Source organism: Pseudomonas sp. PMCC200344 (assembly GCF_030053095.1).
Lineage (GTDB): Bacteria > Pseudomonadota > Gammaproteobacteria > Pseudomonadales > Pseudomonadaceae > Aquipseudomonas > Aquipseudomonas svalbardensis.
On sequence record NZ_CP125618.1, the window covers coordinates 4722233 to 4740413 of the forward strand.

Below are 18181 nucleotides of genomic sequence, written 5' to 3' on the forward strand. Positions count from 1 at the left end.
CAATGCTCGCCACCCCGAGCAGTTGCAACTGCATAAGTTGACGGACATTACAGCTGAAACTTTCAACAACTTTCAGACCTGGCTTCTAAACAAAAATGAGAGGAAGGGTAACGCTGCCAAACTGAAGGGAGCGATCGCCCAGATTTCCAAGCTTACTGACGTCATTCCGGACATATCCCTTCCTGGGATTTCTGCCCCTATACAAAAGAAGACTGAACCTCTAATCGGCCAAACATACACTGATCTCGTTGGGGCTCTTACAGCCCATGCCGACATAATGTACGGCAAGCTTGAGTTTAGAAAGAAGGTGATGGAGGCCGAGCCCTACACTATGGAAGAGGTGTTGGAGAAATACGCGGCGGAGTACACGCGCTCTAACATCTTTGAATGGGCTCAGAACCGCATTGATAACAAGCAGAAGGTTCACTCTAAAAACTTAGAGTTCAAGCTCAAGCACTCGACTGATCCCGAGCTGCTTGCCCTGCTCGACTATCCCGACTACTACCTGCGGTTCAAGCAGATCTACAACGATCGGCCTGACTGTTATAGATCTGAGAAACCTAGGGACCCGTTCCTGCTCAGCTTGTGGTACTGGGATCCGGATGAAGCTCGCGCGATAAAAACGTTGCTTGTGAACGGCTATCCGATGGATGTTCCCTTTGAGACTTTGGGGACGACGAACGCCTCAAAACCCTTGATCTCCAAAAAAGACTGCAAAACCATTGTCCAGTTGATGCTGTTTCGCTGGAATCGGTTGGGCGATGCGAAGTTGATCAAGTACCCGGTGAGGCCATGGGATGACCTTCTGGGCCAGTACTTCCCGACCATGGTGGATATGTCGTGCATCATCATGTTCATCATGCTCCAAAGCAACTGGAACAAAGAGACTGTCCTCACCGTTGATGAGGACAACTTCGAGCATCCGCTGACAGGTGCGATGTCGGAAGCCCAGGTCATCATCCAGTCGGAGAAGAATCGTTCACAGGGTAACGACAAGCCCTACTACGCGCCAAAGGCGATCGTCGCTGTCAGCAGTAAGACGGATCGGTACTCGAGCTACAACCTCATCCAGCTTGCTGATCAGCTTGCCGAGCCGCTTAAAGGATACGCATTCGATGTTGTTCCTTTTGGGCAAGAAAACCTCGTCTACAACCCATTGTTTTTGTGCCTCAGGTATTACGGTTCCTGGGCCAGTAAAGGCGGCCGTCACACGTCGGCGACAAATCTGAAAGCGTTCCTGCGAGGCGTCAAAGACTTCCTTACTGCGTATCCGGTTTATGAAAACGGCGCCCGGCTGACCACAGCAAAACACATCACGAAACGTCTGCGCCCGACTTGGATGCTCGTTCAAAGGGAAAAGCATGGGTCGGGCCTGGGTCTGCTTTCAATGCTGATGAGCCACGTTGGTAGCATTGTCACGGATGTGCACTACGACAGCTCGGGAGCAGCAGTACAAGATCGTTACAACCGCCTGCGCTCTGAGCTTGAGGCGATCATGGATCTTCTGCGCCGGCGCGAATACAAGGGCCTTCTCGGCAAACGCGAGGAGCGCCAGGTCGAGCTTCCGTTGAAGATCTTTCACATCCCGGGGATGGAGAAGCCTTTGTGGGGCTGCTCGAACCAGCTCAAGCCAACATGGTACGGCGCTCGGACCTACGTCAAACAGGGCGAGCGCTGCTACTCGATCAAAAATTGTCTCTTCTGCGAGCAGTGCAATTTGTACGAGGACTCCCTGCCGTATCTCATCCAGCGCCGGATTCACGTGGTGGAACTGGTCGAAGAGCAGCCTGAAAACGAGTCGGATTACAGCAGTTCGCTTGAATCGGAACTCACCATCCTGAATTCCATTTTGGATAACTGGGAGGACCCTGACGCTCTCAAGGAAGCGGTTCGCTATCAACGCCGGAACGACTCACTTCTCCCGCACGACCTGGATTTCCTACAACTGATTTTAGAAGAAGAGGACATGAAATGAGCACCAATAAGAAGCCTCGAAAAGCATCCAACGACGATGAACAAGCTGAGCTTGATTTCCTTGACGCCGAACGCACCGCTGATCGCGAAGGTGACCGGAGTGGGCGGGAGGATGGCTTGGACGCCGATGATGAGGACGATAACGACGAGGATTTCGCCGATGAGATGGAATCTGAATTTCAGAGCGATGTAGAGGAGGCGGCGGAAGCCGAGTTGGAGGCGTTGCTGCAAGAGACAGGTGGGCACGTCAAGCAACGCGTCGGCAACCTGACGACAAAGCTCGAACTTTACCCCGATGGATCATTCCCGATTTCCCCGCACTCGCTGTACGTACAGGACACTTGGACGCTGTTCAAAAACCGATATGGGTCGGCCAAGACAATCTACTTCGAGGGAATGACTCAGCCCTTGAAAGAGTTGAAAAAGGCCATTTCTTACTATGTTCTTCCTGATTTCGCCCCCTTTGGAACGATCCGAAGCTATGTGACCAGCTACTCACTCGCGAGCCTTTTCTGGTTAATGGAGAAATATCTACTAGGGCCTAATTTCCTCGACGGCAGTCCAGAGTCGATCGCATTGATCAACCACAGAATGATCAACAAAGCTCTGGATGAGGCAAAAAACGGCGGAGGGGTTGCTCGCCACTATCACTCCCTCTTCTACATGGTGCGACTCTGGAACTCACTTAGCACGCAAGGCCTCATGCCGCCGGGCTTTGGCTTGAACATCGACATCCGCAAAGTCGACAGCATTGAACGGCGTAGAGACGTGATTCAACATTTCACCGGGAGCATGAGCACTTGGCAACCGTACTCTGAGGAAGATCTAGGAGAATTGGTTGACTACGCGCTTTTCTGGACGGAGAAAGCAACGCCACGACTTTTAGAAGTCGTTTCTTACGTCAAAGAGCAGCAGCTAGAGCAGTCGCCAAAGCCCGGGATAACTCGGTATTTTGTAGACCAAGAAATTGAGGCAAACCTCAACGTCGAAGTTGATGGAAAAATGCTTGTTAAAGCTACACGGATAGATCAAGGGTACGAATATGCGACCGGCGAAAAGTATATGTATAGCTGGCTGCGCTCATACACCGTCAGCGTCGACAAGGTGCGCAACAGCATCTATATCCTGCTTGCGCTGATCACTGGCTTACGTGTAGGCGAGCTTATCAGCCTGAAATTCGACGATCTCATCAAGCAGGCAGATGGCGATTACGTTCTTCGAGTCATCCGCTATAAAACTGCCGACGACCCAAACGTTAAAGGTGAAATTGACTATCTCCCGATCCCAAAATTCATCGGTCAAAAAATTGAAGAACTGAAACAGCTGCGCTCTATCTACACGCTGGCGGCACAAGGCTTTATCTTTCAGGCTTCGAAGGGACGCAAGGCACTTACGAAGCCTTCTTACGCAATCGTCAGGAAAATTTGCCGGGAGATCTCAAAAGACACCAACGTCGATAGGATCCATACGCACCGATTCCGTAAAACGATTGCGGAGATCCTGATTAACCGCAACGAAAGGAACATCGATCTCATCAGGCATTTGTTCGGGCACAAGAGCTTCGACATGACATTGCGGTACATCGGACGCAACCCGTACCTAGTGCGCAGCGTGGCGCAGTCCATCGAGCAGAATTACACGGCTGAATTCACGGAGCTGGTCAGTGCCGTCAAGAGCGGTGCTTCGTCTGGCCCCAATGCCGCAAGGTTGCTGGACCGCATCAAAGCTCGTCCGGACGCGTTCAGCGGCAAGCAGCTGAAGGTCACGATCTTCGTTTACATCTCGCACCTGCTGTCCTCGGGGGAGCCTCTGTTTATCCATCGCACCGCGATGGGCAGCTACTGCATCAGCACCGAAACCTACTCGTCACCAGACCTCCCGCCGTGCCTGGAGCACATGACTGGCACCGTCATCAATATGCTGCCCAATCCGACGCGCTGCGACATCAGTTGCAAGCATGCCGTCGTGGTGGAGAAGGCAAAACATGCGATCCAGGACAACGTGAAGTTCTACAGCAACATGCTGGAAAAGGCGGCGGACACCCTGAGCGAACGGGCGAAGAAGATGATTCTCAAGAAGATCGCCAGCAACAACGAGCACCTGAGCAACCTTGAGACCAACAAGCTCGAAAACATTGACCAACGAATCCCAGTCAAGCAGGTCACGGCATGACGAAACAAGAAACACGCGACCGCCTAATCGAGTTGATCAAGGAGCATCAACTCGAACACGGGCTCACCAAGCTTGCGATTGGCAAAATCTCCGAGATGGCGGGAATCTCTCGCCAGACTTTTTTCCGCTCTTACGCCGACCTGAAGCCTTACTGCCTCGGGCAGTCCATCACGAGTCTGCTTGGCGACGATGCCGAGTCGACTCGGGATTTCCTGGCTAAACGCGAGGAAGAAGTCGCAGCCTTGCAAAGCGAAATCGAGGCACTCAAGAAGAAGCACAAGAAGGAGCTGGAGCAGGCGATCACTAATCGCGTCACCTCGCTGATGAACAGCGACATTCTTGCGTTCGAAGCGAACGAGGTGAACTCATTATTGATCAACCAGAGTCAGAATAATGAAATGCTCAAACGCAAGCTCACGGAGATGGAGCTGAAACAAACACGTTCGCAGATGGCATCGGCAGCGGCCGACCTATCGACTGGAAACGGCGACGCGCACGCCATTAAGAACGCAAAAAATTTCTTAGTCTTTGCGCTGGACATGACGAAAGCAAATCTGGCGTACAAGAAAGACCAAAATTTCGACAACTATGAAAATGCTAAGGATCTAGCGATCCAATCGGTAGTAGACAATGTAAAGAAATTTCCTAACCCATCAAATATTGAAGTCCATCTATTTCAAGAACGCTATATTTCCACTTTTGATGATTTCGTTGAGGAACTACCCGCGAAGCCGGGCAAGGTTGTCATAGCGATCCAGCTTCCCGTATTTTCGCAGGAAGAGCTGGGGCAGTTACTCTCTCAACTGAAACTCATCAGCAAGGTAGCAATTCATATTCCGTTCAATACTTCAGGAGCAATCGTTGCGGCTAACAAAAAATTTCTCTTCAGAGACGTTCCCGAGGAAGAGTTCATTGACGCCGCAAAGGCCAAAACCCCACAAATAACTTGGGGCTTCGATGAAATCAGACTATTTGGGACGAGGTAGGAGGAATCATGCTTAATATCGAACTCAAAAGCATCTCCTACGTATCAACTGCACTAGAAGTGAAGGTAGAACACTATTCGCTCATTGCTAACTACAAGCAAAAGTATGTATTGCTTTCGGTACCCAACCTTTATCTCTACGAGCGGACTCGCTCGTCACTGCAAACGTCTAGAAGGTACGCGACAATCATTTCGATGTTCTACCGTTATATTGAAACTCAAAAAAAATATAAAGATGTCGATCCAGGCGATTATCACGCGGTTGTAACGAACCAAGACATTCGGAGATGGCAGGTCTCACGGCAGGTGGCAAGGGTAACAGCCAATTCGATCAGCCCTACGTCGGAAACGATTTTCCGTGATGCCAAAATTCTACAAATGTTCTTCGCGTGGCTTTCAAAATCCGGTTTTACCACTAACGTCAGAATTGACTTAGAGGACTGGGCAGCCAATTTCAAAAGCAACACAATGCTCAATTATGTCAAAAAAGCGGCTGGAACAAGAGTTAGCTCTGACCCTATTTTGGTATTGGACCGGGAAGCGAGCCAGAAAAGGCCTCACGAGTTGATCTTCAATGAGGAGATAAAAACCCTTCTGAGCGTTTTTCCAGACAAGGTTTACTCCGTGATTTTTCTTTTTGCGCTGGCGACGGCCATGCGTCCGATGGAGCTATGCAAATTCCCACTATATGGCGAGGGGAAGAACAGGCATATTCTCAACTATTCCTCAATGCCCCAGGACCAGACGAAGTTCACCTATAACGTGTTCGGAAAAGGCAACAAGTACCGCGATATCGTAATCCCTGCGTACGCACTGAAGGATTTGGAGGAAAACTACATAAGGACGGAATATGCGGCACGAAAAAAGAAATACAAAGATAGATATGGAAGGCCCTGCCCTCCTTCGATTTTATTTTTAAACTCAGAAGGCGAGCCGGTTACGGAGAAAATGATTTCTAACGCTTGCGGTTATGCCTGCAAGTTGGCCCATAAAAAAGATCCAGAATTCCGAATCAACAACAATTTCTATCAGTCCCGTCATTGGTGGCCGACGATGATGATGATCCAGCACCGAGGGTCCCAGCTGCTATCGCCCGCAGCGGATGTTCTTGATGCGGCATTTGCGCAGGTGCTCACGAACCAGCTCGGGCATTCAAGCATTACCACAACCTACAAGCATTACTTGGACCTGGCGCGGGTGCTCATCATGGCGAAGGACGGGCGTGTGAATGAGATCATCACTGAGGACTTCAACATTCACGCCCAGATTGCCGAGTATGGATGAGTTTTCTGACGAGGCTGCGCTTTGCTTCTTATGTTTTTCTGATGCCCCGCTTCTCAGCTTTGCTGGCTTCTGGTAGCGCGACATGGGTCGCGCTACCAGAGGTTTTGGAGGTGACGGGTTTTCTAGAGGGAGTTCATCACTGCCTGTAAGGATACGGCCCCAAATAGAGTGGCAAAGCTATATCGCTAATATCACTGAGCCATTTGAACCGCACGATTTTCCAAGAAGAGTGTATCTAGCACTGAGATACTATTTTTTTTGTGAAAATTTTTCGAGCCCTGAAATGATCCTTCATGACAAAGTAAGAAATCCCCATCCCCGTTCCTACCAATATTATTAGGGAAACTAGGATTGAGTGTGTCACCTTCAAAACACCAATAAACACTGGGCTCAATAGTAGCGAAAATGCGAACCCAAGCATCAGGACCCATACGACTGGAACGGCTTTGTCTTTGTAAACAACTTCACCATCCTCAAGCTGTGCCGAGTATAAAATGTTGTGCCCTAACAAGCGCCGCACCAAGGCTAGCTTTACTTTTCTCCCCACAACAAGGAACGACCGCATGTAGTCATCACAAATGACGTCTTTTACTCGTACGCCGTTTATTTTTACGAATGAAATCACTCGCTGCCCGTCGACGTACGAACCAAAACCTATTTCTTGAATGACGCCATCCAGAATTACGAGAGCCATATCCGTACCGCCTTCAAGGAAGATATTAAATGGTCAATATTAAATATTTTTTGTGTAGATGATTTTCCCCGTCGTACCGTCTTTTAGATCGATACGTTGTGGAGCAATCAGGACAAATCGCTGAGGGCCGAATTCACCAGCGAAGCGTTCGCGCTCAACTGACTTCACAAAGCCGTAGATATCCATCCGGATGGTGTCGCGATGCGCCTCAATCTCACGTGCGAGCGCTTGATCCGGGACGTCGAGCAATACCTCCGAGCCACCCTGGAAACCGATGAAGTAGGTTGTGGGGCCTGGGTTCAAATAGCAGCGCAGCTTTGGCGCCGCATCCATGGTCGTAGCGTTGCGCTTCTCTGCGTCGGTGTACTCCAACTTATCGGAGAACAGGCAGTTATCGATGCGAAAGCCCTTTGCTTGCTGGTCGTACGATCCGAGCGAGATCGGCGTCCATTGATCCGAACTCAATTTCACCAAGTTATGTGGGTTCGCTTTTCCTGCTTCCTCGGCTACCAAAGCACTCAGTGCTGTAGCCAACTCTTTTTTCTTAAATGAGTCCTGCGTGGATTGTCTTTCGGAGGCCAAGCGATACAGCTCCGGACTGGCTTCCCGAATCTTAAATGGATCAGCAAGGGACTCGGCAATGTCCTCTCCCGACTCGTCCCAGTCACGCTTACTGTTGTAGAGATTGAACGTCGTCATTGGTTGCTTAGCATCTAAATAAGCACCGAGATCTGACATTCCAGGGTTCTTGAAAGAAACTGTTCGAGGCGCGTTTTCTTGTGCCAACTGCTGCATCACCGCTTCATCCGCGACTTTTGTATCTGCCGATCCTGATTTATCCGAAACCTGTTTTGCCTGCGGATCCTTGGCACTTGAGGTACCGCTTTCTGCACCACAACCTGCCAGTAACAAGCTGCCTACAGGGACCGCGAGTGCCAGCATCAGTCGCCCCAGCACCAATTTTTGCCCCACAACCATGAAAAATATCCCTATGAGTTTTCTGTCTGATTGACGTCGCCTGAAGTGGTGTTGAGCCATTCATTTGCCATTCCTTGGCAAAACTACCGAATCGGTAGTATTTCGACAAGCGGCAAATCGCAACATGACGCCATCGATTTATTAGAAGACGTCATGACGAGTAGCACGCTATCCATAAGGCTCAAGCACGCTCGATTAGCTGCTGGGCTATCTCAGGAAGAGCTAGGGATCCGAATAGGTCTTGAGCCGGCGTCTGCCAGTACCCGCATGAATAGATACGAGTTGGGGAAGCGCATTCCGGCCCCTGAACTAATTGAACGTGTCGCCGCCGAGCTTGAATTGCCTGCGGCTTATTTCTATGCGTACAGGCATGATGAAGCTGAGCTGCTGGAGCGGTATTTCAGGCTGAGCGATGCTGGGAAGGCGCGACTGATGAAGTTTCTCCAGGATCTGAAATAAGGGTTCACTCGCTCAATCCGAAGCTGGCCCTTGATCGTTTCTAAGCTGTCCTATTGCTTCTTGCTACCCCAAGCCAGCTCACCCTGAGCCCATCGAAACGCACTCAGCCCAGCAGCCAGGTTCGCCATCCAATCGCCACTCCTGAGGCACTGGACGCTCGCTAATAAATTCGATGTTTGAAACACAAAGGGTCTACCTCAGATAAGATACCAACCCTCATCACACTTTCAGGAGCCCTAAATGCTTGATAAGTTTCTCGCAGCCAATATGAACAGGCATGAGGCTTTCGCTGAAAGGTATTATATTCGGAGGATTGAGATTGGATCTGCGACCCAAAAAAAACATCAATTAGGGTTCGGTGAGTCAAAGGTCTGTCGATATTGCGGAGATGACGAGTCAGCGACCACATTCAAAGAAGAGTCTCATGCAATACCAATCTTTCTTGGAAATAAAACTGTTACTGACTTGTTAGAGTGCGATCGTTGCAATCACCACTTCGGTGATCATTTTGAAAACAGCTTTGCTGCTTACACTCTCCCTCACCGACCATTCCAGAGAATCAGAGGAAGGAATGGCATCCCAAAATATAAAGACCAAGAGTTCCGCATAACAGCGTCTGACCAATCAAATTTAGAAATTTGCGCATTGGGAGAACGAGGGTTGGAGGCGTTTGAAGTCGAGGGCAAAAACCAGCTAAGGTTCCCGCTTACTCGACAACCTTACTACCCTACGGCTATTCATAAATCCTTGGTTAAAATAGCTTTAGCCATGATGCCTGCTCAAGATCATGCATTGTTTGAGCCCCTGAAAAAATGGCTTCTTCGTAAGGATCACTCGCCAGCGTTCAGTGGGTCTGCTCCCATAATTGAATGGATGATTAGTGGTCCCGTAGATCCTAATCAAATTACATGCATACTCGCCAAAGCTAAAAAATCTTACGAAAAATCCACATTCAAATTTCAGCTGATTTTAAGATACGGTAATTTTCAGTATCAGCTAGTCATTCCTCTTCCCGAGGAAAACGGCAAAAACAAAATACGCGTATTTGCACCGCTCCTGATGCCGGATAGCCATTTTCGAGAATATGGAATACCCGATTATTGTGAAAAATCTTTTAATTCAGGTGATAGGGTCGTAGGAGAAATGTCTGAGGTATTGATTCAATATGAAGGGATAGAACTGTCCAACAGATGAGATTTCTAAAGGAAATTCTTACGAACCTCCCTTTCCTGCAATGCTGGTCATCTCCTAGATTCTTTCAGGCGATTGCATGAATTTGTTAAGTCTTGGTGCCGCTACAACAACAGGGTGGCCCATTGGGCCACCTTGCTAGATTTGACCAAGATTACCCCGCGCGGAGCGCTGGCTGTGCGACCACTTCGATTATCGCGGGCTGAAGACGAAGGCGGAGATAGTCGCAGTTGCAATCATCGCCCCCGCCTCCTGGTAGATGGTCTGGAGCATAGACGGGAATGAATTCGACGCGACAGATACCGGCATCTACCAGTACGCGGACCTTGTTGTTTCCGCAGTTGCAGTACTTCAGGCCGGCCAGATAGGCGCAGGGGCCGCAGACGACAACGTGCTCATCCGGGTCGTGTTCACGATCACGGGAAAGCTCGATATGTGTCGCGTTTAGATCCCGGCAATGCTCACAGCGGACAGCTCCGGCTGAATCCAGGTCAGCCGTAATGGAAATGATAGGCATGATGGCCCTTCCTCAAAAAAAGATGACGTAATGGCGTTTTTTTGTTTGAGGGGGATTAGCGGAGTCGGTGGCGGAACGCGCTTAGCTCGGGGCCGTAGGCGAAGAGAGGTATTCTGAAGCAGGCGGAATCAGAAGCTTTTTTAAGTTTAAGAAGCAGGTTTGCTGCTGATCGTGCAGCCTTTTCGAGAAGGCCGATAGCAAGAGCAGCCTTTAGCCCATTACATAATGCGAATAGGTGGCTCCGATGCGAATATAGTCCCATCTCGCGCTGAGAGGCGTCACGGAGAAATCCTACGGCTTCGTGCGGTGAGAGGGCTCGCCCGACTATTACGGACATCGCGTAATCGAGATATTGCTGTTTGAGTTCGTCCTCTATGTTTACGGGAAGTATGTTTCCTGCCAGCTCTCCAGTGGCTCCTGCTCGGTCTAAAGATTCAAGTGCTTCGACGGTACGGGTAATGGTGTCCCGGTGAACACTCGCTTCGAGAAGCGCGATTTCGCGAGATACCTCTTTCTCGCCCCAGGACTCAGCCTCGGCGACACTAGAAGTGTCCTCCTTGCTGATTGTCATGATGGGTTCAGGGCGGTTCATGGTGCTCGGTTCCTATGAAAAATGCTGTATTCCTTCCTACAGCGCATCCACTATATATTTTGGATCCCGAATGCTTCAACCCTTTTTCCTTGGAGTTATGCGGCAGCGCAACCGCGGGGCTGTCGACCTGTTCAAAATGTTGAGGATGGGAGATGTACCATGCACAAAACCACCGGAAATGCCCCGTCCCCTCGGCCCCCATCTAGAAAATTTATTGATGCCCTCGCCTTGCGACCTGACTTGCACGCCTGCGCAGGTCTCATTCGGGGCCGGCTCGATGTGGGCTTCTATGACGATTTGGCGCTGCTCTTGCGCCTATCACCCAAAGGGCTCTTTTCCTTGCTCGGCGTTTCTCTCGCGGTTCAACGTCGATGGAAAAAGGCGCAGCAGCTGACCATCAGCGAGAGCGATTACGCTTTTCGCCAGGCGCTAGTCATACAAGACGCCTTGGGGCTGTTCGAGGGCGATAGCGAAGCAGCGGTGGACTGGCTAACCCAGCCGACCATCGCGTTGGGCAGAGCAACGCCGGCAAGCCTGCTCTCTACATTCGTAGGGATGAGCACCGTCGAGTCGCTGATATGGAAAATTGAGAACGGCGTGTACCTATGACAGGTTCTCACGCCTCACCCTCGTGCTCCTCAGGTGACCAGGAGAAGACCGTATGAGGCTCTCACTTCACTCGATCATCAGGCTCCATGGAGTTCTCCATAAGGGAACTGCTCGCAGGGTTTGACGCATCATGTGTGCGTCCTCAGAACTTCGCATGAGATCCCTCAAGACGTCCTTCGATGCCTCCGACGTGATCTCGATTTCAATATCAGGGAAAACTTTGTCAGCGAATGCTCGGACCAGCATTTCGACCTCGGCGGCTTTCGCAGCCTCAATAAAAGCGTCGACATCATCCTGACATTCCGCCCTGCAAGAAAATACAATCACTCATTGTTCCAGTTGTGATCGTCCGAAAACAGGGCTCGCAACGGTTTCGATGTCCGTTACCTGGCCACGTCTCGTATAGGTTCATTCCACACTTTACCCTTCAGCCACAGGTCAGCACCGACAAGCAGTTCGCTGGGCTAAAGGGCAGCTTACTCAGACTCTTGCTCGGTAACCGCGGCCGGAACCGGCTCGGAATATTCGTAAGTCAGGTCCTGTTTTATTTTTTCCAAAAGGCTGTCGAGGTCCATTTCTGGATTTTTTTGCAGATAGCACTCAACGACCATGCTCGCAGGATGCACATCCAAAACGGCGGCTAAATCTTCGATTTTCGCCAGCCCCGGGCATCTGCGCCCTTGCTCCAAATGCGTCATATAAGCACGGCTCGTTCTTCCGAAAAACCTCTGCTGTGGCATGTGGCGGAGCGTCCGCATCCCCTTTAATGCCGCCGCGAAAGCATCATTCAGCTCCATTGATCACCCCTTGCAAAGGGAATGATAAAGCCATAAAGTCAGTTTTTTAGCGCCCTACAATAGTAGGGTCTAGTTAAAATCACTCAATATAATAATGCAAAAACTATCGCGGCCATTCAGCCACCGAACGACTGTCAGTACGATTGACGCAGAGAGCTTTAGAGAAATGTCGCAACCCAAGTTTCATCGTGATGCAGGAAAGCATGCATTCGAGCACGACGATCACAATGATCTGGGCGCCGGGCTTTGGCGATCGATGAGGGTTTCGTCATCGGAACGAAAGCCCTCGCGGACAAGAAACGTGCGCAGTGGTAATCCCCATTCATGCATGAGGAGTTCCCCATGAGCCCTGAACACGAAGAGATGCTTTGCAAACCAAATTTGAATTTGTTCCCAGACGCAACATTCGTTAACGGAAGATTCTTTTGGGGGTTCGAATGTCTAGACGGCTGGTATGACCTTCTGAACAACGCTCTTTCACTGGTTTCTGCTCGGTGTGAGATTGCCCCCGATTGCGAACCGGTTACCGTCCTGGAGGTGAAAGAAAAATTCGGTGGCTTGAGAATTTACTACCGCGGTGGCGACGATTATGTGTGCGGCGTCTTCAATTTGGCGGAAGTGATGTCGGTGAACATTTGCGCTATCTGTGGCTCACGTGTTGGGAATAGACGTATGCACTACCACCATCCGCGCTGCGATTTGCATTACGAGGATTGACCATGAAATTCGCCATGGCGAATCAACCTGGATTGCTAAACGCATTGCGCAAACATCTAGCAACCGACAAAAAGCTCATCGACATCGAAACCCTTCGTAGCTATGTGTCGTCCCCTCGGCTGATGGATTTCAGCGTACGAAATTTTCCGACTGAAAAATTTGCGGTCGTTGGGGATACGTTTTTAGATCAGCGAACAATGTTGGCTGACGCGCCCCAAAAAACTTATGGGATTTTCTTAGGTGATTGGGAGGTACTGAAGCCGCAATTTGAGATGGTGGACGACTACCCTCACAACGACAACAGCGTCATAAATATCCAGGTTTGGGCCTTCGATCCCTGCTTGCTCGACGAGCACCAGGCGAGGCTTGCAATCGCGCTTTCCTACACACGATTAGAGCTATACGCAGAGCCCAGAATCGTTGGTGCGCTGAATGACATTTTGGAAGACGTCGGCTTCTTTGTGGATTGTGAACGCTACTGATAATTTTCTTCGCAGGGCAGCGCCGGTATGTCCTCAGTGCTCGACCGCGGTAGCAAAATGACCCAGTTATCTACGCTGACAGAATGGGCTCTTCACCTCTTGGTCTCCTTCCTTCGATAGAAGGGAGATGACCGCTTACGCGAATGCAGCCTGGCGGTGGGCGGGTGGTAGGATGGGGCGGTGCGATTCTCGACGATACGGGCGGTACCGCAATGGGAAAAATCACTACCGATTCCGATACCCCAGAAGAAGATCAATACGGATTCGAGCGCTTAATGAAAATCAAGGCATTGAAGAATGAGCGCCTGGCGTTGCAGAGAGCGGGATCGCAAGCTGCGTACGAAGCGTTGAGCCCAGAGGAAAAAATTCTCGTCGATGAGAAATTTCGAGAGGCGGCTCAAATAATCGCGGCGCAATTTGGCAGGAGCCGGCCATTCAAATGTGAGAGCGAAAAATCGTTATTGGATAGCTCGAAAACAGCTAACGCCCAGGACCCAACCGACAGTCGCGGCTAGCACCTTTCTCAAGGCTAGCTTCAACCAAGTTGGGAGTATTACCGGGGACGCTGATGGGAATTACAGCAAATGAAAAAGGCCCCGCAGGGCCTTCATCACTACAAAAAAGCTTATTATTTGAGCCAAGACTCAACAGTCGCAGCGCCGTATTTCGTCTTCCACTCTTTCAGGACTTTATGGTTGCCACCTTTGGTTTCGACCGTTTCCCCATTGTGAGGGTTTGTGTAAACCTTCACTTGGCGTGCTCTACGCGAAACACCTTTAGGTTCGGTAGCTGCGCCGCTACGGCCGTGCTTAGGGTCTAGAAGATTGACGACGTCTTTAAGGCTGTAGCTGTATTCTTCGAGCAACGCTCTCAGCTTGGTTTCGAATTCGATTTCTTTCTTGAGCCCAGCATCACCTTTCAGCGCCTCAAGCGCCTGCAACTGCTCTGCTAAATGCTTTTCCAACTGACGAAATTCGGCAAGTTTAGACATCGATCTCTCCTAAGGTTGAGGGGGGAACGGGCAACCATACCTATGGTGAATTTAAATAACTTGCTCCATTCCCAACATCTAGCATCAAGTTACATTAGCAGATTCTGTTGGTTTTATTTTGTGAGCGTCTTGAGATATTACATCTCAGAATCCCGGAACGCATGGCGCGGGCGAATCAACTCCTATGACAGACAGCACTGTGATTAGCGACGTCAAAGTAGACTGCGGTACGTGAAAAACTGCCTGCAATAGGCATTACAAAAATGCTTTTGGCACCGTTGAAAAATCCCAAGCTATTCACCGTCTACGAGATGAACTGCAACCTGGTTACGTCCGCCTCTCTTCGCTAAATACAGCCCTTTGTCAGCCAACTCGATCAGCATTTTGCAATCGTCGGACCGCTTGGGAGACAGGGTTGCGAGCCCGATACTCACTGTTACTACAGATGTTGGCTCAGGCGAATCATGAGGGATTTTCAGTGCCTCTACTTTTTCGCGCAGACTTTCCGCAATCACCATGGCGTCTGCTGATGACGTAGCTGGCAAGATCACTGCGAATTCCTCTCCGCCGTATCGCGCCGGTAAAAAAGCTTCATCTGTCACCGCATCACGCATTGCACCAGCAACCTTCTTTAGCGTGTCGTCGCCCGCTAAATGCCCGAAGCTATCGTTGAAGAGCTTGAAGAAATCGACATCGACCATCAGTAACGAGATCTCGGAGCCTGCTTCGTTAGCGCTCTGCCATTCGGCTTGTAGAAATTCGTCAAAATGTCTGCGGTTTGCTAAATCTGTCAGCCCATCAGAATTAACGAGTCGCTTCAATTCACCCAATGCTCGCTGCAACGTCAGATTGGAATCGAGTAACTGCTGCTGGCTCGTCCTCAATGCTCGGTATGCGTGATCTAATTTCCTGGCAGTAACGAAGGAGCGTGAGTGATAGCGAATCCGAGCTATCAGCTCGATGGGATCGGGCAGCTTTACCAAATAGTCGTCTGCCCCCGCTTCAAAGGCCCGACTTTTCACGCTCGCATCTTCTTTAATTGAAAGCGCGATTATCGGTATGCCGCTAGTGAGCGCGTTTTTTCGATATTCCTTTATAAGCGATAGCCCGTCCGACCCAGGCATGACCAGATCCTGAAGAATCACCGTAGGTTTTACCCTCAGAGCTTCAATTACCGCTTGGTCCGAATCTGTGCAGTAGTGAAATTCAAGATCACTTTCACTGGTCAATTGGCGGCGTACAGCCTCAACAATCATTTGTTGGTCATCGACTAGCAAAAGGATGACGGTCTCGTTTGAGGCCTCGTAAAACTCCTGAAGCTGCAACTCATTCATGCTGCGGACCGCCTGATTGCCAAACCAAGGAAAAAAAAGCCTGGATTCTTTGCTTCGCTGTTCAAAAATACGAAAGACAAAATAATAGGAAGCAAGTATCTGTTTTTCTGCCGTCTTTCGAACCGCAATGACTCCGCGTCTAGAGCAAAGGTATCGGTATAAGTCGACTAGCCACTCAAGGCGAACAGATCAGGGTCCCTCGTTGAGGTGCATTCAACTCTGCAAAATTTAGATGTGGATGGGATTCCGGACAAGAGAATCACTAGATTGTTTCGATCGATATCAGCTCAAAATACTTAAATTTTTTCTTCTTTGCTTCAGCCTTTGCTTCCTGTTCCGCGATAAGGCTACTAAGCGTGTTCGCCTCGTAGACGAACGTGTCAGCTTTGCCCTCGAACTCTGTCGTAACACGCAGTGTCACCCTCAGCTTGGGTGACCGAGAGGTGGCAACCTTGCGAGGTTTTGACACGTGTTGCGAGTCTGCGGTGATGAGCGAATCCTGAACTGTTGGAATTGTCTCATTGCTGCCCAAGCCAAAAAGCGCCTGGCGCATTTCTTCCTCGCTAAGATTTTCTTTCATTGAGGTGCCTCGTTGCACGTTCGTTGATTGGCCAGTTTTTCAAATTCTCAAAAAAAGCACTGGCATCCAAGCTTAAAGACAATGACCCAGACCTTCCACTCATGGTCGATAACGTGTCACAAAAGGCCTTATACGTACTAGTGGAGGGTGTACTTCACTGTCTGCTTTGGGTCGGATCGAGCCCTTCGCGACCGGCAGTAAATCGGTCAAAAACGGAGACAGTGAGATTCTGCCTGGCTTGGCCACAACCGAATACAAATTTATCGGCCTATGCTGCCGGTAGGTGGGTACACCAAAGCTTCTTGTCTTCGGCGTTCCTGCCTGGCTTCCAATACACGTCGCCACTAAGCTCATTTGGCACCTTGTAAACGATCTTGGTAGTGAGCTTGATGAGAGGGTTCAGTGACCGTAAACGGATGCCATACCCCTCACTCATGACTGATTCGGTGGTATCGAATTTATAGTCTTTGCCATCTTCCGAGATGAAAAGGCTTCCTTCGAGTGGTAGCCGTCCCTCATTGTCAGTGTTTTTGAATGTAGCGTTCACAGTGAGGTAACGGGCGTCAGGATCTGGTTTCACAGTCGTGTATCGGTTCCCGGTGTCGATAGATTTGCTGATGGTGCAGTCATTGACTGTCACGTCGAAATACCCGACCTGACCACGCATGCTGTCCCGCTTTTCTTGAAGCCCTTTGAGGTAGCTGGTGGCGTACATGTTGTAAGCATTTGTGGAGTTGCTACCAATGGCACCTACGCGACAGGAGAGGATGTCGTAACCATCCTGGGCAAGCTTGCGTTCCTTGAGTGCTTGACCCAATGCAGCATTGGCTTCATCGAAGTCATGATCCATCAGGCGGTTCATGGATTGCTGCTTTGCGTAGTCCTTGAGTTTCATCACGTCAGTATTGAACTCTTTGCCCTTGCGCTGAGCGTAGAAGTCGCCAAGAACTGTGTCGTTACCAAGGGCGAACCCTAGCGTCTCGGCAGTCATCAGGGACTTCTGGATGGAGAAAAGGAACTCGTTTTCTTCTGCGGATAGACTGGAGCCATCGACTTGTAACTTTTCACAGTCTGGTAGCTCCCGCTTCTTGGTGTCCTTCTTCGCGGCTGCAAAAACGAAAGAGGGTGTTGCGAGACATATCATCAGAGCCAAGGCGAAGCGGCTGGTACGCATTTCAAATCTCTTTGTATAGATCGTGTGATGGAGCGAAGCCTAACCGTTGAAGCGTTGTAGGAAGTCGTGAAGGTCACGTTCTGGACTCATGCCCTTCATGGATACGAGCATCAACACTCCAATCATTCGAGCTTCTGATTTTGCGATCTCTGCATCACCAAATTCGCGTCTTACGACTGGCAAGGCGTGTTCAAGCCAGCCGTTAAGCAGCTCTATAGGATTTTCCTTCATCGAGCCTGCATCAAGTTCTTGCTTTTCCAGTGCGGTGATCGCGCCGAACTCTGCCGCTAGATGGAAGGTTTGGAGAATCAGCGCACGCGCCATGCCGATGTTTTCAGGCATTTGGCAATTGGCATACAAGACGAACCAGTTGGGAAAATGCATACGTGAAAGCTTATTGAATTTGTCAGTCTTGGATTTCACCATGACGAAAAAAATGACAAGTCCAGCGACTACGGCTCCGATCAGAAACTCCATTTAATTTGTACCTTTTCAGTCCGTCTATATGTGAACAAGTGCTGCTTATGCCCGGTGGCGTCACAGCAAGCTCCAGGGTGTGCCACGTCAGATGTGCATCGGGCGTACATCATACGTTGCGTGGGCACGGTGGCCAATGTGGCGGACGCGACGCAGGTCGATTAGTTGCAACAA

General features: G+C 50.0%; 20 protein-coding genes. 10 read left to right on the forward strand and 10 right to left on the reverse strand.

The window, feature by feature from the left end:
- The first annotated feature begins 22 nt into the window (after positions 1-22).
- From QFW87_RS21610 to QFW87_RS21625, 4 genes are read left to right on the forward strand one after another with little or no spacing between them, the layout of a single operon-like run.
- A complete protein-coding gene (locus tag QFW87_RS21610; protein WP_283188823.1) occupies positions 23-1975 on the forward strand; it encodes a hypothetical protein in 1953 nt (650 codons plus the stop codon).
- Positions 1972-4146 carry a tyrosine-type recombinase/integrase gene (locus QFW87_RS21615; RefSeq protein WP_283188824.1) on the forward strand — a complete coding sequence of 725 codons (2175 nt, stop codon included), beginning with the start codon at positions 1972-1974 and terminating at the stop codon, positions 4144-4146. The genes QFW87_RS21610 and QFW87_RS21615 overlap by 4 nt, the downstream gene beginning before the upstream one ends.
- Entirely contained in the window at positions 4143-5132 is a 990-nt protein-coding gene (locus QFW87_RS21620; protein ID WP_283188825.1) for a TetR/AcrR family transcriptional regulator, read from the forward strand. The genes QFW87_RS21615 and QFW87_RS21620 overlap by 4 nt, the downstream gene beginning before the upstream one ends.
- Positions 5133-5140: 8 nt before the next feature.
- Positions 5141-6415: a site-specific integrase gene (locus tag QFW87_RS21625; RefSeq protein WP_283188826.1), complete on the forward strand. Its 1275-nt coding sequence runs from the start codon at positions 5141-5143 to the stop codon at positions 6413-6415.
- 235 nt (positions 6416-6650) lie between these two features.
- On the opposite strand, the gene QFW87_RS21630 is transcribed toward QFW87_RS21625, so the two are convergent.
- Both QFW87_RS21630 and QFW87_RS21635 read right to left on the reverse strand, forming a co-directional pair.
- Positions 6651-7109: a hypothetical protein gene (locus QFW87_RS21630; RefSeq protein ID WP_283188827.1), complete on the reverse strand. Its 459-nt coding sequence runs from the start codon at positions 7107-7109 to the stop codon at positions 6651-6653.
- Positions 7110-7148: 39 nt separating this feature from the next.
- On the reverse strand, positions 7149-8147 hold the full coding sequence (locus QFW87_RS21635; RefSeq protein WP_283188828.1) for a hypothetical protein: 999 nt from the start codon (positions 8145-8147) through the stop codon (positions 7149-7151).
- Here QFW87_RS21635 and QFW87_RS21640 point away from each other — a divergent pair.
- Positions 8139-8546: a helix-turn-helix transcriptional regulator gene (locus tag QFW87_RS21640; RefSeq protein ID WP_283188829.1), complete on the forward strand. Its 408-nt coding sequence runs from the start codon at positions 8139-8141 to the stop codon at positions 8544-8546. The genes QFW87_RS21635 and QFW87_RS21640 overlap by 9 nt on opposite strands.
- A gap of 240 nt (positions 8547-8786) precedes the next feature.
- Positions 8787-9740, forward strand: a complete 954-nt coding sequence (locus tag QFW87_RS21645; RefSeq protein ID WP_283188830.1) for an HNH endonuclease — start codon at positions 8787-8789, stop codon at positions 9738-9740.
- 151 nt (positions 9741-9891) lie between these two features.
- On the opposite strand, the gene QFW87_RS21650 is transcribed toward QFW87_RS21645, so the two are convergent.
- On the reverse strand, positions 9892-10254 hold the full coding sequence (locus QFW87_RS21650; protein WP_283188831.1) for a hypothetical protein: 363 nt from the start codon (positions 10252-10254) through the stop codon (positions 9892-9894).
- Positions 10255-10309: 55 nt separating this feature from the next.
- On the reverse strand, positions 10310-10846 hold the full coding sequence (locus QFW87_RS21655; RefSeq protein ID WP_283188832.1) for a hypothetical protein: 537 nt from the start codon (positions 10844-10846) through the stop codon (positions 10310-10312).
- Between the two features lie 159 nt (positions 10847-11005).
- On the opposite strand from QFW87_RS21655, the gene QFW87_RS21660 reads away from it, so the two are divergent.
- Positions 11006-11455, forward strand: a complete 450-nt coding sequence (locus QFW87_RS21660; RefSeq protein WP_283188833.1) for an antitoxin Xre/MbcA/ParS toxin-binding domain-containing protein — start codon at positions 11006-11008, stop codon at positions 11453-11455.
- Between the two features lie 476 nt (positions 11456-11931).
- On the opposite strand, the gene QFW87_RS21665 is transcribed toward QFW87_RS21660, so the two are convergent.
- Entirely contained in the window at positions 11932-12252 is a 321-nt protein-coding gene (locus QFW87_RS21665) for a helix-turn-helix transcriptional regulator (protein ID WP_283188834.1), read from the reverse strand.
- Between the two features lie 342 nt (positions 12253-12594).
- Here QFW87_RS21665 and QFW87_RS21670 point away from each other — a divergent pair, with 342 nt between their 5' ends.
- From QFW87_RS21670 to QFW87_RS21680, 3 genes are all read left to right on the forward strand, one after another.
- Entirely contained in the window at positions 12595-12969 is a 375-nt protein-coding gene (locus QFW87_RS21670; RefSeq protein ID WP_283188835.1) for a hypothetical protein, read from the forward strand.
- Positions 12970-12971: 2 nt separating this feature from the next.
- A complete protein-coding gene (locus QFW87_RS21675; protein ID WP_283188836.1) occupies positions 12972-13451 on the forward strand; it encodes a hypothetical protein in 480 nt (159 codons plus the stop codon).
- Between the two features lie 143 nt (positions 13452-13594).
- Positions 13595-13966 (forward strand): hypothetical protein, encoded by a 372-nt coding sequence (locus QFW87_RS21680; protein WP_283188837.1) that lies wholly within the window; start codon positions 13595-13597, stop codon positions 13964-13966.
- Between the two features lie 113 nt (positions 13967-14079).
- On the opposite strand, the gene QFW87_RS21685 is transcribed toward QFW87_RS21680, so the two are convergent.
- From QFW87_RS21685 to QFW87_RS21705, 5 genes are all read right to left on the reverse strand, one after another.
- Positions 14080-14442 (reverse strand): histone-like nucleoid-structuring protein, MvaT/MvaU family, encoded by a 363-nt coding sequence (locus tag QFW87_RS21685; protein ID WP_283188838.1) that lies wholly within the window; start codon positions 14440-14442, stop codon positions 14080-14082.
- A gap of 293 nt (positions 14443-14735) precedes the next feature.
- Entirely contained in the window at positions 14736-15776 is a 1041-nt protein-coding gene (locus QFW87_RS21690) for a diguanylate cyclase (RefSeq protein WP_283188839.1), read from the reverse strand.
- Between the two features lie 262 nt (positions 15777-16038).
- The gene (locus QFW87_RS21695) at positions 16039-16356 is read right to left on the reverse strand and encodes a hypothetical protein (protein ID WP_283188840.1); all 318 of its coding nucleotides are present in this window, start codon (positions 16354-16356) and stop codon (positions 16039-16041) included.
- Between the two features lie 268 nt (positions 16357-16624).
- Positions 16625-17530, reverse strand: a complete 906-nt coding sequence (locus QFW87_RS21700; RefSeq protein ID WP_283188841.1) for a DUF4352 domain-containing protein — start codon at positions 17528-17530, stop codon at positions 16625-16627.
- 39 nt (positions 17531-17569) lie between these two features.
- Entirely contained in the window at positions 17570-18007 is a 438-nt protein-coding gene (locus QFW87_RS21705) for a hypothetical protein (RefSeq protein ID WP_283188842.1), read from the reverse strand.
- Between the last annotated feature and the right edge of the window lie 174 nt (positions 18008-18181).

Excerpts from the sequence above, each read along its gene's own strand:
- QFW87_RS21615 (WP_283188824.1), top strand. The coding sequence starts at position 1,972 with ATGAGCACCAATAAGAAGCCTCGAAAAGCATCCAACGACGATGAACAA.
- QFW87_RS21620 (WP_283188825.1), top strand. The coding sequence starts at position 4,143 with ATGACGAAACAAGAAACACGCGACCGCCTAATCGAGTTGATCAAGGAG.
- QFW87_RS21625 (WP_283188826.1), top strand. The coding sequence starts at position 5,141 with ATGCTTAATATCGAACTCAAAAGCATCTCCTACGTATCAACTGCACTA.
- QFW87_RS21630 (WP_283188827.1), bottom strand. The coding sequence starts at position 7,109 with ATGGCTCTCGTAATTCTGGATGGCGTCATTCAAGAAATAGGTTTTGGT.
- QFW87_RS21635 (WP_283188828.1), bottom strand. The coding sequence starts at position 8,147 with ATGGCTCAACACCACTTCAGGCGACGTCAATCAGACAGAAAACTCATA.
- QFW87_RS21645 (WP_283188830.1), top strand. The coding sequence starts at position 8,787 with ATGCTTGATAAGTTTCTCGCAGCCAATATGAACAGGCATGAGGCTTTC.
- QFW87_RS21650 (WP_283188831.1), bottom strand. The coding sequence starts at position 10,254 with ATGCCTATCATTTCCATTACGGCTGACCTGGATTCAGCCGGAGCTGTC.
- QFW87_RS21655 (WP_283188832.1), bottom strand. The coding sequence starts at position 10,846 with ATGAACCGCCCTGAACCCATCATGACAATCAGCAAGGAGGACACTTCT.
- QFW87_RS21660 (WP_283188833.1), top strand. The coding sequence starts at position 11,006 with ATGCACAAAACCACCGGAAATGCCCCGTCCCCTCGGCCCCCATCTAGA.
- QFW87_RS21665 (WP_283188834.1), bottom strand. The coding sequence starts at position 12,252 with ATGGAGCTGAATGATGCTTTCGCGGCGGCATTAAAGGGGATGCGGACG.
- QFW87_RS21670 (WP_283188835.1), top strand. The coding sequence starts at position 12,595 with ATGAGCCCTGAACACGAAGAGATGCTTTGCAAACCAAATTTGAATTTG.
- QFW87_RS21675 (WP_283188836.1), top strand. The coding sequence starts at position 12,972 with ATGAAATTCGCCATGGCGAATCAACCTGGATTGCTAAACGCATTGCGC.
- QFW87_RS21680 (WP_283188837.1), top strand. The coding sequence starts at position 13,595 with ATGCAGCCTGGCGGTGGGCGGGTGGTAGGATGGGGCGGTGCGATTCTC.
- QFW87_RS21685 (WP_283188838.1), bottom strand. The coding sequence starts at position 14,442 with ATGTCTAAACTTGCCGAATTTCGTCAGTTGGAAAAGCATTTAGCAGAG.
- QFW87_RS21690 (WP_283188839.1), bottom strand. The coding sequence starts at position 15,776 with ATGAATGAGTTGCAGCTTCAGGAGTTTTACGAGGCCTCAAACGAGACC.
- QFW87_RS21695 (WP_283188840.1), bottom strand. The coding sequence starts at position 16,356 with ATGAAAGAAAATCTTAGCGAGGAAGAAATGCGCCAGGCGCTTTTTGGC.
- QFW87_RS21700 (WP_283188841.1), bottom strand. The coding sequence starts at position 17,530 with ATGCGTACCAGCCGCTTCGCCTTGGCTCTGATGATATGTCTCGCAACA.
- QFW87_RS21705 (WP_283188842.1), bottom strand. The coding sequence starts at position 18,007 with ATGGAGTTTCTGATCGGAGCCGTAGTCGCTGGACTTGTCATTTTTTTC.